Annotated in this window: 16 protein-coding genes; 9 read left to right on the plus strand and 7 right to left on the minus strand. The window is 35.8% G+C overall.

Going from position 1 to position 15,140, the window contains the following annotated elements; genetic code table 11:
- Positions 1 to 14 precede the first annotated feature (14 nt).
- The 3 genes from CHSO_RS01430 to rsfS form a co-directional block, all read right to left on the minus strand.
- A complete protein-coding gene (locus CHSO_RS01430; protein WP_045491582.1) occupies positions 15 to 596 on the minus strand; it encodes an LUD domain-containing protein in 582 nt (193 codons plus the stop codon).
- Between the two features lie 135 nt (positions 597 to 731).
- The gene (ftsH, locus tag CHSO_RS01435) at positions 732 to 2,753 is read right to left on the minus strand and encodes an ATP-dependent zinc metalloprotease FtsH (protein ID WP_045491584.1); all 2,022 of its coding nucleotides are present in this window, start codon (positions 2,751 to 2,753) and stop codon (positions 732 to 734) included.
- A 21-nt stretch (positions 2,754 to 2,774) separates the two neighbouring features.
- Positions 2,775 to 3,140, minus strand: a complete 366-nt coding sequence (gene rsfS, locus CHSO_RS01440) for a ribosome silencing factor (protein WP_045491586.1) — start codon at positions 3,138 to 3,140, stop codon at positions 2,775 to 2,777.
- A gap of 87 nt (positions 3,141 to 3,227) precedes the next feature.
- Between rsfS and CHSO_RS01445 the strand changes: the two genes are divergently transcribed.
- Entirely contained in the window at positions 3,228 to 3,944 is a 717-nt protein-coding gene (locus tag CHSO_RS01445; RefSeq protein WP_045491588.1) for a biotin--[acetyl-CoA-carboxylase] ligase, read from the plus strand.
- On the opposite strand, the gene CHSO_RS01450 is transcribed toward CHSO_RS01445, so the two are convergent.
- The 4 genes from CHSO_RS01450 to CHSO_RS01465 all read right to left on the minus strand — a co-directional run bounded on the left by CHSO_RS01450 (position 3,938) and on the right by CHSO_RS01465 (position 7,387).
- Positions 3,938 to 5,050: an LptF/LptG family permease gene (locus tag CHSO_RS01450; RefSeq protein ID WP_045491590.1), complete on the minus strand. Its 1,113-nt coding sequence runs from the start codon at positions 5,048 to 5,050 to the stop codon at positions 3,938 to 3,940. The two genes, CHSO_RS01445 and CHSO_RS01450, sit on opposite strands and share 7 nt — an antisense overlap.
- Positions 5,051 to 5,057: 7 nt before the next feature.
- Positions 5,058 to 6,188, minus strand: coding sequence for a tRNA guanosine(34) transglycosylase Tgt (gene tgt / locus CHSO_RS01455; protein WP_045491591.1), 1,131 nt, complete (start codon positions 6,186 to 6,188; stop codon positions 5,058 to 5,060).
- Positions 6,189 to 6,257: 69 nt separating this feature from the next.
- Entirely contained in the window at positions 6,258 to 6,623 is a 366-nt protein-coding gene (locus tag CHSO_RS01460; protein WP_045501670.1) for a DUF4296 domain-containing protein, read from the minus strand.
- A gap of 47 nt (positions 6,624 to 6,670) precedes the next feature.
- A complete protein-coding gene (locus tag CHSO_RS01465; RefSeq protein WP_045491593.1) occupies positions 6,671 to 7,387 on the minus strand; it encodes a polyprenol monophosphomannose synthase in 717 nt (238 codons plus the stop codon).
- Between the two features lie 240 nt (positions 7,388 to 7,627).
- Between CHSO_RS01465 and CHSO_RS01470 the strand changes: the two genes are divergently transcribed.
- From CHSO_RS01470 to CHSO_RS01505, 8 genes are all read left to right on the plus strand, one after another.
- The gene (locus tag CHSO_RS01470; RefSeq protein ID WP_084220910.1) at positions 7,628 to 8,296 is read left to right on the plus strand and encodes a DUF4271 domain-containing protein; all 669 of its coding nucleotides are present in this window, start codon (positions 7,628 to 7,630) and stop codon (positions 8,294 to 8,296) included.
- Positions 8,297 to 8,307: 11 nt separating this feature from the next.
- On the plus strand, positions 8,308 to 9,048 hold the full coding sequence (locus CHSO_RS01475; RefSeq protein WP_045501673.1) for a uroporphyrinogen-III synthase: 741 nt from the start codon (positions 8,308 to 8,310) through the stop codon (positions 9,046 to 9,048).
- 142 nt (positions 9,049 to 9,190) lie between these two features.
- Entirely contained in the window at positions 9,191 to 11,236 is a 2,046-nt protein-coding gene (locus CHSO_RS01480; protein ID WP_045491595.1) for a S9 family peptidase, read from the plus strand.
- Positions 11,237 to 11,257: 21 nt separating this feature from the next.
- Entirely contained in the window at positions 11,258 to 11,623 is a 366-nt protein-coding gene (locus tag CHSO_RS01485) for a four helix bundle protein (RefSeq protein WP_045501675.1), read from the plus strand.
- A gap of 35 nt (positions 11,624 to 11,658) precedes the next feature.
- Complete coding sequence (locus CHSO_RS01490) at positions 11,659 to 11,997, plus strand: hypothetical protein (protein ID WP_045491598.1); 339 nt, start codon at positions 11,659 to 11,661, stop codon at positions 11,995 to 11,997.
- A gap of 546 nt (positions 11,998 to 12,543) precedes the next feature.
- Positions 12,544 to 13,431 carry a hypothetical protein gene (locus CHSO_RS01495; RefSeq protein WP_144428835.1) on the plus strand — a complete coding sequence of 296 codons (888 nt, stop codon included), beginning with the start codon at positions 12,544 to 12,546 and terminating at the stop codon, positions 13,429 to 13,431.
- 1 nt (position 13,432) lies between these two features.
- On the plus strand, positions 13,433 to 14,272 hold the full coding sequence (locus CHSO_RS01500) for a hypothetical protein (RefSeq protein ID WP_045491603.1): 840 nt from the start codon (positions 13,433 to 13,435) through the stop codon (positions 14,270 to 14,272).
- A gap of 1 nt (position 14,273) precedes the next feature.
- Positions 14,274 to 15,101, plus strand: a complete 828-nt coding sequence (locus CHSO_RS01505; RefSeq protein WP_045491605.1) for a hypothetical protein — start codon at positions 14,274 to 14,276, stop codon at positions 15,099 to 15,101.
- Positions 15,102 to 15,140: the final 39 nt, after the last annotated feature.

Genomic DNA, 15,140 nt, shown 5'->3' on the forward strand with positions numbered 1-15,140 from the left:
TTAATAGTGGGTGCTTAATCTTCAAGCAGCAATAAAAACAGTTTTGTATTGGAATTCGAAGAACTGTCCATTTTATTCTGGCTTCCACTGATGGAAGTAAGGTTCTTGATATTTCCGTTTCTTTTTATCTTCCCCATGGCATCATTCAGGTTGTTTACAATCTGTGAAACATTGGCAATGATGATAATTCTATCCGGCAGCCTTGAAGAATGATAATGAAGAATATTATTGTGTGAAAGCATAATTCTGCCATCATATGCAATCAGATATTCACAAGTAATAAATGCAGCATCATTGGATGACTGTAATTCTGAAGTATAAGGAGATTTCACAACGTTTAAGAAGTTCTGAAGTTCCTTATCCCAACAGAAAAGATTGTTAATACCTTCTATTTTAATAATTTGATTTAAAGTTTGTAGAGCCTCCGCTTCATCTGCACAATAATTAAAAAATCCCCCCGAATGCGTAAATAATTGCGCAAACTTATAGTCGAGATCCGCATTTTTTAGCGAATCCCCAAGCTTCTCCAGGCTCTGTTTTTCTTCTTCCTCAGGCTGGTTGGTAAGTTTGCTTACAATCCTCTTGAATAAATTCAACTTAATCTATTTTTAGTCAACTTTATACAAAAATAGAAAATAAATTACAATAGATTCCAAAATATCTCCTTAAATATGAAAAAACCTGACAATTTTAAAGTTGTCAGGTTTTATATTTCCTATTTTTTAAGGATTTTAAAGCTGCGTTGGGCTTTCTGGAGCCTGTATTTCGCTTTCCTCCTCTTTTTCTTTAATCTGAGGCGCTTCCAACACTTCAGGCTGATCTTTTTCAGGAATTGTATTGGTAACCGGTTTCTCTGTCAATTCAGGATCCCAAGCTCTTTTACCAAAGATTTCCTCTAAGTCTTCACGGAAGATCACTTCTTTTTCTAAAAGTTTATTCGCTAAAGCATCTAATTTATCTTTGTTCTCATCCAAGATTCTTACCGCTCTCTCATATTGATTTTCGATGATCGCTTTGATCTCTACATCAATTTTTGTAGCCGTTTCTTCAGAATAAGGCTTTCCAAAAGAGTATTCAGACTGGCCTGAACTGTCGTAATAAGAAATGTTTCCGATATTTGGGCTTAAACCATAGATCGTAACCATAGCCTGCGCTCTTTTCGTAACAGTTTCCAGATCAGAAAGTGCTCCTGTTGAAATATTATTGAAGATCACCTGCTCTGCTGCTCTACCTCCTAATGTTGCACACATTTCATCCAGCATCTGTTCAGTAGTGGTAAGTTGTCTTTCTTCCGGAAGATACCATGCTGCACCTAATGAACGTCCTCTTGGAACAATGGTTACCTTTAAAAGTGGTGATGCATGTTCAACCAGCCAAGAGATTGTAGCGTGACCTGCCTCATGATAAGCCACTCTTCTTTTCTCAGATGGCTTAATCGCCATATTTTTCTTTTCTAGTCCACCGATAATTCTATCTACCGCATCCAGGAAGTCCTGTTTTGTAACAGAGGTATGGTTGTATCTTGCCGCAATCAGCGCTGCTTCGTTACAAACATTAGCAATATCCGCTCCACTGAATCCAGGAGTTTGTTTTGCTAAGAAATCTCTGTCTACATTATCATCAAGTTTGATTTTCTTTAAATGAACATCAAAAATGTCTTTTCTTTCGTGTAATTCCGGAAGGTCTACATAGATTGAACGGTCAAAACGTCCTGCTCTCATCAAGGCTTTATCAAGGATATCCGCTCTGTTGGTAGCCGCCATTACAATCACATTCACATCTGTTCCGAAACCATCCATTTCAGTAAGAAGCTGGTTCAGGGTGTTTTCTCTTTCATCGTTTCCGCCTGAGAAATTATTTTTTCCTCTTGCACGTCCGATGGCATCAATCTCATCAATAAAGATGATCGCCGGAGATTTAGCTTTAGCCTGAGCAAAAAGGTCTCTTACTCTTGAAGCTCCTACTCCAACAAACATTTCCACGAAATCAGATCCTGAAAGAGAGAAGAAAGGAACTTTAGCTTCTCCTGCAACAGCTTTTGCCAATAAAGTTTTACCTGTTCCCGGAGGTCCTACCAATAGTACACCTTTAGGAATCTTACCTCCTAATTTTGTATATTTTTCAGAGTTTTTCAAGAAGTCTACCACTTCCTGTACTTCTTCTTTAGCACCTTCCAATCCTGCAACATCTTTAAATGTTACCTGAATTCTTTCTTTTTCGTCGAAAAGCTTAGCTTTAGATTTCCCGATTGAGAAGATCTGTCCGCCAGGGCCTCCGCCACCACCCATCTTTCTGAAAAGAAGGAAGTAGAATAATCCCAAAATAGCAATCCAGATTAGTGCAGATATAAGAATATCCGTGAAAGGACTCTTACCTGTTCCATAATCTTTAGCTGTTTTAATAGCCGGATTGGTTGCTTTGATCTGTTCAAATTTCTGTAAGAAAAGTTGAAGATCTCCATATTTTACAGAATAATCTGCTTTTGGAGCCATATCTAAAGCTGAAAAAGGATTATTTTCCTTTCCGGTTTTGGAAACCATTGCTGACTTTGCTTCTTTGGTAAGGAAAACATCAGCTTTCTCTATGTCTTTGTATATAATAATATTTTGGACTTTCCCCGCCTGCATTTCTCTAAAGAAACCATCTTCATCAATAGTTTTTGCTGTATCTCCACCAAGGAAATTGGAACCAAAGAAAAGCAAAAGAGCTATGATTGCAATAGGAAAGAACCAATTGAATCCTTTGTTATTCATTTAGACTTTTTAAAATTTTTATTATTCATTTTCAATTTTGGTAATGACCGCGTCACCCCAAAGTTCTTCGATATCGTAATATTCACGTACATCTTTCTGGAAAATGTGAACCACTACTGAAACATAATCTACCAATACCCACATTGCATTTTCAGTTCCTTCAACGTGCCAAGGTCTATCTTTCAGATCGTTCCTCACTTTTTTCTCTACACTTCCAGCTAATGCTGAAACTTGTGTATTTGAGTTACCGCTACATATTACGAACGTCTCCGCTACTGAGTTTTCAATGTTTGAAAGATCAAAGATCATGATATCTTCTCCCTTTACATCTTGAAGTGCTTCAACGATTTTATCTATTAGTGCTTGTTTTTCTGCTGTTTTATTCATTAAAAAAATACTATAATCTGCAAATTTATTGTTTTTTCTTTACTTTAACCTTACTTTTACCCCCTTAATGTCTTAAAGTTTTCTTAAATGAGCCAACTCTTCTATCTGAAAGAATGTTCTTCTACTAATGACGAAATATCAAAGTTTTTACTTTACGAAGATTCAGATTTTATTGGATTGCATACTTTCAATCAAACTAAAGGCCGTGGTCAGTATGGAAATATCTGGGCTCCTACCGCCGGAAAAAATCTGGCTTATACGCTGGCTGTGAATACTCAAAACATCTTGTGCTCCTACTTTATCTTCAATTATTATACCGCAATGCTTGTAAGGGATTTCCTTGCCAATTTGGCTGATAATGATGTAAAAATCAAATGGCCGAATGATATTATCCTTAAAGGTAAAAAAATCGTTGGAATTTTGATTGAAAAGAAAAAAATTAATCAAAATAATTACTTCATTATCGGAACGGGAATTAATATTCTTCAGGACAAATTTGAAGAAATATCGAATGCTGGTTCACTTCTGACGCAGACAGGAAAGGAATTTGATCTTGAAAAGCTCAGTTTAAACCTTCATGAATTCTTGTCAGAAAAACTGAAAAATATTCCTTCTGACCAGGAAATTCTAGACAACTTCAATAAAAACTTATTCCGAAAGGATGAGATTTCAGTCTTTGAAATTGAAAAAGAGAGACAAAATGGCATCATCCGAAATGCCGATAAAAAGGGTGAACTTTGGATCGAATTGGAAAATGACGGTCTGCGTTCTTTCTACCACAAAGAAGTAAAACTCCTTTATTGATTCGCTCTTTTGATATAAAGATATAGAGTAAGCGGAAGAAATACCAAATTAGGCAGCCACATCGCCAAAGCCGGTGACAAACTCTTATTCTCTGAAACCACCTTTAAAGCTTCAAATGAAAAGACAAAAAGGAAGGCCAATGAAATTCCTATAGCAAGATTAATCCCCAAACCTCCTCTTTTCTTTTGAGAAGAAAGGGAAAGAGCAAGGAAGGTAAGAATAATAATAGAAACAGGCATTGAAGTTCTTTGATGAAGCTCATTCAGATAAGAATTCAGGTTACTGTTTCCTCTGGCTTTTTCTCTTTCTATGAATTTTAAAAGTTCCGGTGTGGTTTTATTTTGTCCTAAAAGTTCATTCGGAAAAAGTTCTTCAGGAGAATGGCTGTAGTTTTTTCTAAGTTCTATCCCATTATTCAACTTTTCTGTATTATCTTTATTGATGGTCTTTTCAAGATAATTATTTAAGACAAATTGTTTTTTATCCTGATCCCAATATACTTCACTGGCTTTTAATTCGTACACCATTTTTCTATGGGTATCGAATTTTTGATATACAAAACTGGATCCTCTTTTTTCTCTTTTATTCCAGGAATCTACAAAGATATATTCAGTTCTGCTTAGCTGTGAAGAGGCCGGAGCTGTTCCAAGTATTTTTTCTTTATTAGCAGCATTATAAGTATATGCTTCCAGCTCATTTTTCTTGATATTTGCCCAAGGAAGCACCAAATGATACACCAAGAGCGCCATCAATGCAATCAGAATCGAAGTATAGAGATAAGGTTTTGAAAATCTGTAAAAACTGGCACCACTACTAATAATAGCCACAATTTCAGTGTTATTGGCCATTCTGGACGTGAAATAGATCACAGTGATAAATACCAGAATGGAAAGGAATGTCACCACAAGATTAATAATCCAGAAAGGATAAAAATGAATCAGAAAATACCCCAGATCTAATTTGGGATCAAGAGCTTTTGCATTTTCTATCCTTGGGATCTTCTGCTGAACATCAATAACAAGTACCACTATAGACAATAGTACCAGCATGAAACTAAAAGTTCCAAGGTATTTTTTAATGATATATCTGTCTACAATCTTAAGCATACGTCTTTTACAGTCTTTGTCTAAGAACAGGTACTATAGAATTTTTCCACTCATAGAAGTCTCCTGCTACAATGTGCTCTCTTGCTACTTTTACCAGATCAAGATAAAATGCAAGGTTATGAATTGAAGCAATCTGTTTTGCCAGATATTCTTTGGATACAAACAGGTGACGAAGATACGCTTTTGAATATTCACGATCCACAAAGCTGGTTCCGAATTCATCCAAAGGCGAGAAGTCACGCTTCCATTTTTCGTTTTTAAGATTCATTACCCCCTGCCATGTGAAAAGCATTGCATTTCTGGCATTTCTGGTAGGCATAACGCAATCCATCATATCAATTCCTAATCCAATAGATTCCAGAATATTCCAAGGAGTTCCTACTCCCATCAGATATCTCGGCTTTTCTTTTGGAAGGATATCCGTTACTTCATCAGTAATCCTGTACATTTCTTCTTCAGGCTCTCCTACAGAAAGTCCTCCGATAGCATTTCCTTCAGCTCCTGCTTCAGAAATTACTTCCGCAGAAATTTTTCTTAAGTCTGAATAGGTAGATCCCTGAACAATTGGGAAAAGTCTTTGCTTATGTCCATATAATTCAGGATTATCATTAGTCCATTCGATACATCTTTTCAGCCAACGGTGGGTAAGCTCCATAGATGATTTCGCCTGGTTGTAATCACATGGATAAGGTGTACATTCGTCAAAAGCCATGAAAATATCTGCTCCAATCTGTCTTTGAATTTCCATTGATCTTTCAGGAGAGAACATGTGATAGCTTCCGTCAATATGAGACTTGAATCTTGCTCCTTCTTCGGTCATTTTTCTGTTACTCGCTAACGAGAATACCTGAAAACCTCCTGAATCTGTAAGAATAGGAAGATCCCAGTTCATGAATTTATGTAGACCACCGGCATCCTGCATTGTTTCCATTCCTGGGCGAAGATAAAGGTGGTAAGTATTCCCCAAAATAATCTGGGCTTTAATGTCTTCTTTTAATTCTCTCTGATGAACTGTTTTTACACTTGCAACAGTTCCTACCGGCATAAAAATGGGAGTTTGAATCTTCCCGTGGTCTGTAGTAATCTCCCCTGCCCTAGCTTTTCCTTCAGAGGTTTTTTCGATATTAAAAAATTTCATCTGTACACTTTTTTAGCTCACTGCGATCAGCAATTATCATTGTCCGGGCAAAACCCGCTACATCATTATTTATTTTTGAGGCATTCCCAATTCAGCCTTTTTCAGTTTATCTTTTACATATTGATCCGCCTTGGGATCTTTCTTTAGTAAAATTTGCTGGGCATCATTTGCGATACCTTCCATTTCTTCTTTAATCACATAATATTTAAAACTTTCCACAAAGTCATCCGGTTTTATATTATGAGATTTTAAAATAAACCTTGTACCAGCTTCCATATTTCTGTTCTGATACATAAAGTTAACCTGATCGTTCATTACAAGCTCTGCAATAACTTCTGCCATCACGTCCTGATCAATCAGATTTTTAGGCTTATCAATATAATCACTACATGAAAACAGCCCCAGAAAAACAAAAACAAGGATCAAATTTTTCATCAGCTTATTTTTAAATTTTTTATCGGAAGAATTGGTCATGTTTTATTTTATAATCTATTGATGATTGACTTCCATTTTAAGTTTAAAACACCAAAAACAGCTTCATGGATAATTCCACCGTTCATTTTACTTTCTCCTAAAATTCTATTGGTAAATATAATAGGAACTTCTACAATTCTGAACCCTTTTTTAAAGGCTCTGAATTTCATTTCTATCTGAAATCCATATCCTTTCAATCTTACATTATCCAATCCGATTTCTTCTAATACTTTTCGTGAAAAGCAGACAAAACCGGCTGTGGTATCATGGATAGAAAGTCCTAGAATAAATCTCACATATTTTGATGCAAAATAAGATAGCAAAACTCTTCCCATTGGCCAATTCACCACATTCACTCCTTTTGAATAACGGGAACCGATGGCCATATCTGCATTCAGACAGGCTTCAAAAAGTTTAGGTAGATCATTAGGGTTATGCGAAAAATCGGCATCCATTTCAAAAATGTAGTCATATTTATTTTCGATTGCCCACTTAAACCCATGAATATAGGCTTTCCCTAAACCATCTTTAATATGTCTTATCGAAAGATGCAGATAATGTGGATATTTATTCTGTAATTCCTTTACTACATCCGCAGTTCCGTCTGGAGAAGAATCATCCACTACTAAGATATGAAAGTCATCCTCCAATGCAAAAACCGCGGAAATAATATTTTCAATATTTTCCTTTTCGTTATATGTTGGGATTATGACGAGTTTTTTCATTTCAGTTTGCAAAGATAGTTTATTTAACCTTTTTATTTTATACAAAATAATCTATAATTTTGCAAAAATCTTTTTCAAAGATCCTGGTATTAGACAAAAATTGTTTTCTGCAGTTTTGAATGCTCCGTATCATCAATGAAAAACAGATTGTAAGATTAGATTTAACAGATGAAGCAATAAAGAAATTCTATGCCAAGTTGTGTTATTTATAGTTAAATAAAAAAATAAAAAACTTAAAATTTGCCGTCATCACCAAACTACATCAATCATGTAAGAATACCTGAGAATAACGATTGGGTAATTTTTATACTTATAGGCTGTATCTTTTTATATGTTTTTATGATGAACATTATAGAGAGAGATGCCAGTCTTAAAGATTTTCTGCTTCAAAAGTATTTTGATGCAAGCAATAACCTTCCGAGCTGGATTATTACATCCTGTGTAGTTACGCTTACTTTATCCGTACTGATCTCTCAGTATATTCCAGTAGTTCCTAAGTTTATTGCAGATCTGCAGATTTTGGGATACCAGCTTAATAAGTTTGGGTATACCCTGCTGGCAGTTATGTTTTTTTATCTGATAAAATCAACATTAGGTTATTTATTTTATCAAAGTATAGGGGATGGAAAAAAATGGGCTATTTTTTATTTCACCTCCACCAAGTTCTATTTTATCCTGTCTTTTTTGCTGATAATTTTGTGTATTACCCATTATTACTTCCCTATAGACAGAAATAAAATCTTCCTATATTATTTCTTCTTCTTTTCTTTTGTATTCATTTTCAAAGTTTTTTTCTATTTATTTCACAAGAACAAGATTCTTCCGGAGAAATGGTATTATAAATTTTTGTATATTTGCACGCTCCAAATCGCACCATTATTACTGCTTTGGAAGTTGTTATTTTTTTAATAAAGTCAAAGATGAGAATAAAGTCTATATTGGTTTCTCAACCAGCGCCTAGTGAGTCTTCTCCATATCTGGATATAGCGAAGAAGGAAAAAATAAAGATTGATTTCCGTCCATTTATCCACGTCGAAGGGGTTGACAATAAAGAGCTCAGAACTCAGAAAATAGATCTGACGCAATATACCGGTATCATTTTTACCAGTAAAAATGCTATTGACCATTATTTCAGACTTGCAGAAGAATTGCGTTTTGCAGTTCCAGATACAATGAGATACATCTGCCAGTCGGAAGCAATTGCCAATTATCTTCAGAAGCACATTGTGTATAGAAAAAGAAAGATTAGCTTTGGGGAGAAAAACTTCTCAGATCTACTTCCTCTGTTCAAGAAGTTTCCTACTGAAAAATATCTGTTGCCATCTTCAGATGTTTTAAGTCCGGATATTGTAAAAACTTTGGATTCTGCAAATATTGAATGGACAAGAGCAATTATGTACCGTACTGTATGTAGTGACCTGACAGATATCAACATTCAAGATTATGATATGTTGATTTTCTTCAGCCCACAAGGAATCAAATCTCTGCAACAGAATTTCCCTGGCTTCAAACAGGATGAAACAAAGATCGGAGTTTTCGGAAACACTACTTTGGCTGCAGCGGAAGAAGCGGGATTAAAAGTAGATCTAATGGCTCCTACAAAGGAAACACCTTCTATGACTATGGCCCTAGAAAAATATATTAAAGCGCTACACAAATAGTCTTTAATACAAAAAAATAAGCTCAACCATCTTTTCAATACAGAAAAGATGGTTTTTTTTTAACTACATTTGAACAAAAATTAACATTACATAGCATGATCTGATAAAGCATATCAGACTCTGCAAAAAAATAAATATTCTGATGAAAGCTCCACAGGCAAAAAAAATAGAAAAAATACTAGAAACCCACGGGGACAGAAGAATTGATAATTACTTCTGGCTTAATGAAAGAGAAAATCCGGAAGTTATCCAATATCTTGAAGAAGAAAATGCTTACGAAGAATTCATCATGAAAGACACCGAAGAACTACAGGAAGAACTCTTCGAAGAAATGAAAGCCCGTTATAAAAAGGACGATGAATCCCTTCCCTATTTCTTTAATGAATACTGGTATATTGTACGCTACGAAGAAGGCCAAGAATATCCTATTTTCTGCAGAAAGTATAAAAGTCTGGATAACGAGGAAGAGATTGTACTTAACGTTAATAGCTTGGCAGAAGGTGAAGATTTCTTCGAGGTAGGAAGCGTTGCGGTAAGCCCTAATAATGAATTGGCTTCTTTTTCTTCAGACAATGTAGGAAGAAGAATCTACTCTTTAAACTTCAAAAACTTAAAGACCGGAGAAATTCTTCCCGATAAAATTCTGAACACTACAGGAAAGGCTGTTTGGGCAAATGACAATCAACATGTATTTTACATCAGAAAAGACAAAAGCCTTCGTGCATTCCAGGTTTACAGACACAAACTGGGAACTGATGCTTCGGAAGACGTTCTGGTCTTCCATGAAGAAGATGACACATTTGATGTAAATGTTTTCAAAACAAAATCCCTGCAATATATTTTCATTGCAAGCTCAAGCACCATTTCTGATGAGCATCATTTTATCCCTGCAGATAATGTTTTTGCAGACTGGAAAGTAATTCAGCCAAGAATAGACGACCTTGAATATTCCGTAGAGCATTACAAAGATGAATTCTACATTATTACCAATGCTGATGATGCTACGAACTTCAAAATTGCAAAAACTAAGATTGACAATTGTGGTATGGAAAACTGGGTAGACGTTATCCCTCACCGTCCTGAAGTTTTATTGGAAGGCTTTGAAATCTTCCAGGATTATCTGGTTCTTGAAGAAAGAGAAAAAGGACTGCTTCAAATCAAGATTATTGATGAAAAAACTCAAGAGTCTTATTACCTTCCTTTCTCAGATCCAACTTATACAGCTTATATCGGAATTAATCTGGAATTTGACACCGAAGTTCTACGCTACGGCTACACTTCCCTTACTCAGCCTGGTTCAACATACGAGTACAACATGAAGGACAAAACTACAAAACTTCTGAAACAACAAGAGGTTTTAGGAGGTAAGTTCTTCCCGGAAAATTATATTTCGGAAAGAATATGGGCAGATTCCAGAGATGGGGAAACAAAAATCCCTATTTCTCTTGTTTACCACAAAGACACAAAGAAATCAGCAGATACTCCACTTTTATTATATGGATATGGGAGTTACGGACATACCGTGGATGCCAGCTTTTCAAATGTAAGATTATCTATCCTTGATCGTGGCTTTATTTACGCCATTGCTCACATCCGTGGTGGTGAATATCTGGGAAGAGAATGGTATGAGGATGGGAAGATGCTGTTCAAGAAAAATACCTTCTTTGATTTTATTGATGCAGGAAAATATCTGGTTAAGGAAAACTATACTTCATCCAATCATATGTATGCTATGGGAGGAAGTGCCGGAGGTCTTTTGGTAGGAGCTGTTGTCAACTATGAACCTCAATTATTCAACGGTATTGTAGCACAGGTTCCTTTTGTGGATGTTGTTACTACTATGTTAGATGACACTATTCCATTAACAACCGGGGAATATGATGAATGGGGAAATCCTAATGACAAAGAATACTATCATTATATGAAAGGTTATTCTCCTTATGACAATGTAGAAGCCAAAGACTATCCACACATTCTTGTCACAACAGGGTTCCATGATTCTCAGGTACAATACTGGGAGCCGGCAAAGTGGACGGCAAAACTTAGAGAACTAAAGACAGATAACAACATTCTGATCTTTAAAACAGATATGAGTTCAGGTCATGGAGGTGCAAGTGGAAGATTTGAATCTCTAAAAGAAGATGCACTTGAGTATGCGTTCTTATTGAAGATAAATGATCATCGATAAATGATAATTGATATGGATTTCATGAACGACTATAACCAGATCTTTTCAAAAAGAACTAAAACATTAACAATTACAATTATTAATGAGTTGTCTGAAATTCCATATTCCGATAAGATATCAAATATCAGAAAACAAATTTTCAGATCTGTCTCATCAACAGCAAGCAATTACAGAGCAATGTGCCGGGCACGGTCCACAAAAGAAAAATACTCTAAGATATGTATTGTTGTGGAAGAAGCCGATGAAACCTTATTTTGGCTGGAATTAATAGATGAACTTCATTTACTTAAAAAAGATAAAATGGAATACCTTATTAATGAAGCCAGTGAAATTTTAAAAGCAACTTCAGCCTATAAAAAGAAACTAGGAGAAGAACTTAAACGTTAAACAACATCAATTATCAATCATCATTTATCAATTATATGAACGAGTCCGAATATTGGAAAAAAATAGAACAGTTCTTCGAAGATAATTTCGAGACTGAGAAGAACCCACCTATTGAGACTTTACTGTTTTTAATAGGGCTACAGGAACTTGGCAGCGGGCAGCAGAAATACACAAAAGAAGACAAAGTAAATCTCATCCATATTGCTGTTTGCAGGTTGCTTGAGCCTTTTGGATATTACAAATTTACGCACTATGAAGATGGGTGGCCACAGTTTGAAAAATTGGAAGATCTTCCGGAGTTAAAACCTAATGAGCAGACCTTGCTTATGAAAAAGGCGATTATCCAATACTTTCAGGAAGAGGAGCTGATTTAAATCCAAAAATGCAGTCGTTTAGAAATTTGACAATGAAACCATACCATCATTGCCAAAACCCAGCTAAAACACAGCATCCTTTATACAAATAGAGACAAGTCAAAAACTTGTCTCTATTTTTTTTAAACAAGAACAACATCATCGTTTAAAAAAAATTTAAATTGTTTTATTTTTGATTAATTTTTTAAACAATTTCATTCCCAAGCCCTTACAAATATTTTTACGAATTACTTATTCATATTTTATAAATATTCAGGATTTGCTAGGCATATTCCGTATTAGAGTTGTAATTTAGAGGCTTCCAGACCACATTCTTTTGACCTGCTACTATGGTCAATTTCCCTCAGAATACTATGGTCAATTCTTCAGACTTACACTTTATGTATAGTACTGAAAAAAGACACAGCCAAATGATTACCCCGACTCACCATGAGCCGGGCAGGATAAAAATTTGAAAAAACAGAAAAAATTAATGACTGAAGAACTATGTATTTCAAAAAAATTCTTCTGAATAAGACAGATTACAATTTAAATAGAAATCAAACCATGAAAAAAATTAGCACTTCTTTAATGTTGCTCATTGTCAGTATGGCCTTTTCACAAGTAGGTATTTCGAAAAACCCAACGGTCGAAATCCACAACAAGGCCATTTTACAGGTAGACGGAAAATATGAAGGAAAAAATTACGGGATGATGCTTCCTGAAGTATCAGCACCGGAGAACCTTCCATTATATAACACCACTACCCCAGATTCTGAGATGACAGGAATGATGATGTTCGAAAAAACGCATGCTACATTTTATTCCTATGACGGAGAAAAATGGAACAATGAGCCTACCGCCGCCGAATTCAAAATGAAACAATCCAGATTTTTATCCAATGCAGATGAAGAGACCAGTGTTGTATGTATACTTCTTGGATGTGGAAGACATGTAGGATTGGGTTTCAGCGCTCCTGTTGACGGGAAACAATCCTATAATAGTCTTAATATAACAAGGGAAACTGCAGTAGTGGCAGGAGGAGGTCTTTACGGAGACAAAAGCTTTGACAATGCCAAATTCATCATTAATGAACCGGGTGTTTATGACATTTACCTGAATGTCCCTTCTAAAACAGGAGGAGCCGTATCCCTGACAAGTGGTCCTCAATATCAGCTGAGAGCCTACCTGAAACAAAGTAATGGAAGCTACAATGAAGTAAAACTTACCACATTCTTCCCTGATTATTATGGTATTCTGGGAATTGGCGGGGACACCAATACAGCAGCTTTCACCACTACAAGAATCCGCTTGAATCCTGGAGATTATATTGTATCAAGAATACATTCCCCATTGGCAACAGTATCTGTAGTGGTTACTCTTACGGCTGCCACCAGTACCAATATCGCCAAATACTATCCAAGAGAAATAATGTTCACCAAAGTAAGTGATTAAAATGATCAGAAAAACGATTACGCTCCAAGTTTTTATTGTAACAGCAATAAGCACACTGGGATTTGCTCAGGTAAAAATGGGTAATAAACCTGAAACAGTTCATCCAAGAGCAGTTTTACAGATAGAGCACAATGCAAAAGGAATTATGCTTCCTGTTGTTGAAAACCATACTGAACTTCCTAATTACAATGCAGCACATCCGGATCTGTATGAAAACAAACCTGAAGATAATGGTTTGGTATTTTACAACAAGGAGGTTAAAGATGTAGTAAAATATGATGGTTACAGATGGATTGCTGCAACAGAGAGAAGTATCAAAAATTATAAAAACGTAAGTATTCTGGGATCCAATTCATCTGATGTATCTGTTGCCAATGTATTGGGAATTACAGGACGCCCTACCCTTCCTTTTAATATTTTAAACGATTTTGATAGAAATAATATAAATAATTTAGGGGTTACAGTAAATGCTAATGGAGAAATTACAATTCCGGCAGATGGTTTTTACAGAATCAATCCATCTATAAAAACAAGCAGTGCCGGAGGACTTTCTGTGGGAAATGCCGCTACCATTGTTTCGTTACAGGCTCTATATGCCAATGCCTCTGGAGAAGGATGGCAAAAAATTCATGAAAACAGTTTTCTACTTTACGGATTATTGGTAACAGGCGGCAGTTCAAACTCTGTAAACAATTTTTCCACAACAAAATATCTGCATGCAGGAGACCAGATTCGAATAAGAGCCGGCATTCAGGCTGACACAGGATTAAATGTGGGAGCTGGTGTAAATTTTAAAATGAATGATAAAGATACTTTTATCTATATAGAAAAATTGAACTAAAATGAGAAAGAAAATATATATCGCAGCACTTTTAATCACAGCCAAGATGGCATTTTCCCAGGTTATCATTGGTAGTGCATCCAATCCAAGTTCCAATTCCATGTTCAGTGTTGTAAATAAAGAAGATAATTCAGCACAATCTAAAGGTATAATGATCCCCACGGTAAACAATGAAACAGAATTACCCTTGTACAATGCCAGTCAATCTAATCGTTTTGACAAGGATCCTTCTATGCAGGGTATGATTATGTACAGAAAAGACATTCAAAGAGTGGTAGTATATGATGGCGATATATGGAAGCCTACTTTTTATGAAAGTGGAGGAAGAACAACCCGTGCCAGCATGAATCCGAGCACCGCTGAAAGTGACTTTCCAACTGTAGGATGTATTCTTATCGGATGTGGACAAAAAGATGTTCCTTTTGGATTCTATAATAACACATTGGATGGAGATAAGCTTGGTATTATTGATCCTCAGGGAGCGGTAAACAGCGACTTCAACAATTTCACATTCAAGGAATCCGGATTTTATAAGATTCTTATCAGTTTAAAAGTAAAAACTTCAGGTATCCATGTGAGCCCACCCGTGATTTCGTTCAGGGCTTTAAAAAATGGAGCGATCCTTGCCCGAAATGATATTCCTTTAAATGAAGCGATCCTGATTACAGCTGGGGCCAACAGAGTGGGAACGATGGAGTTCTTAGCCATGTTCGACAAAGGAGATAAACTTAAAGTTCAGGTTTCTGGAGGGGTTTCTATCCTGACGGTTGCCGATGTCTACAAAATTGTCCCAACAGACGGAACTTTTATCAGCATAGAAAAACTATAAGTCTGAAATAACACAAAACATTTTTTATTCCATATTTCA

The organism is Chryseobacterium sp. StRB126, from assembly GCF_000829375.1.
Taxonomy (GTDB): domain Bacteria; phylum Bacteroidota; class Bacteroidia; order Flavobacteriales; family Weeksellaceae; genus Chryseobacterium.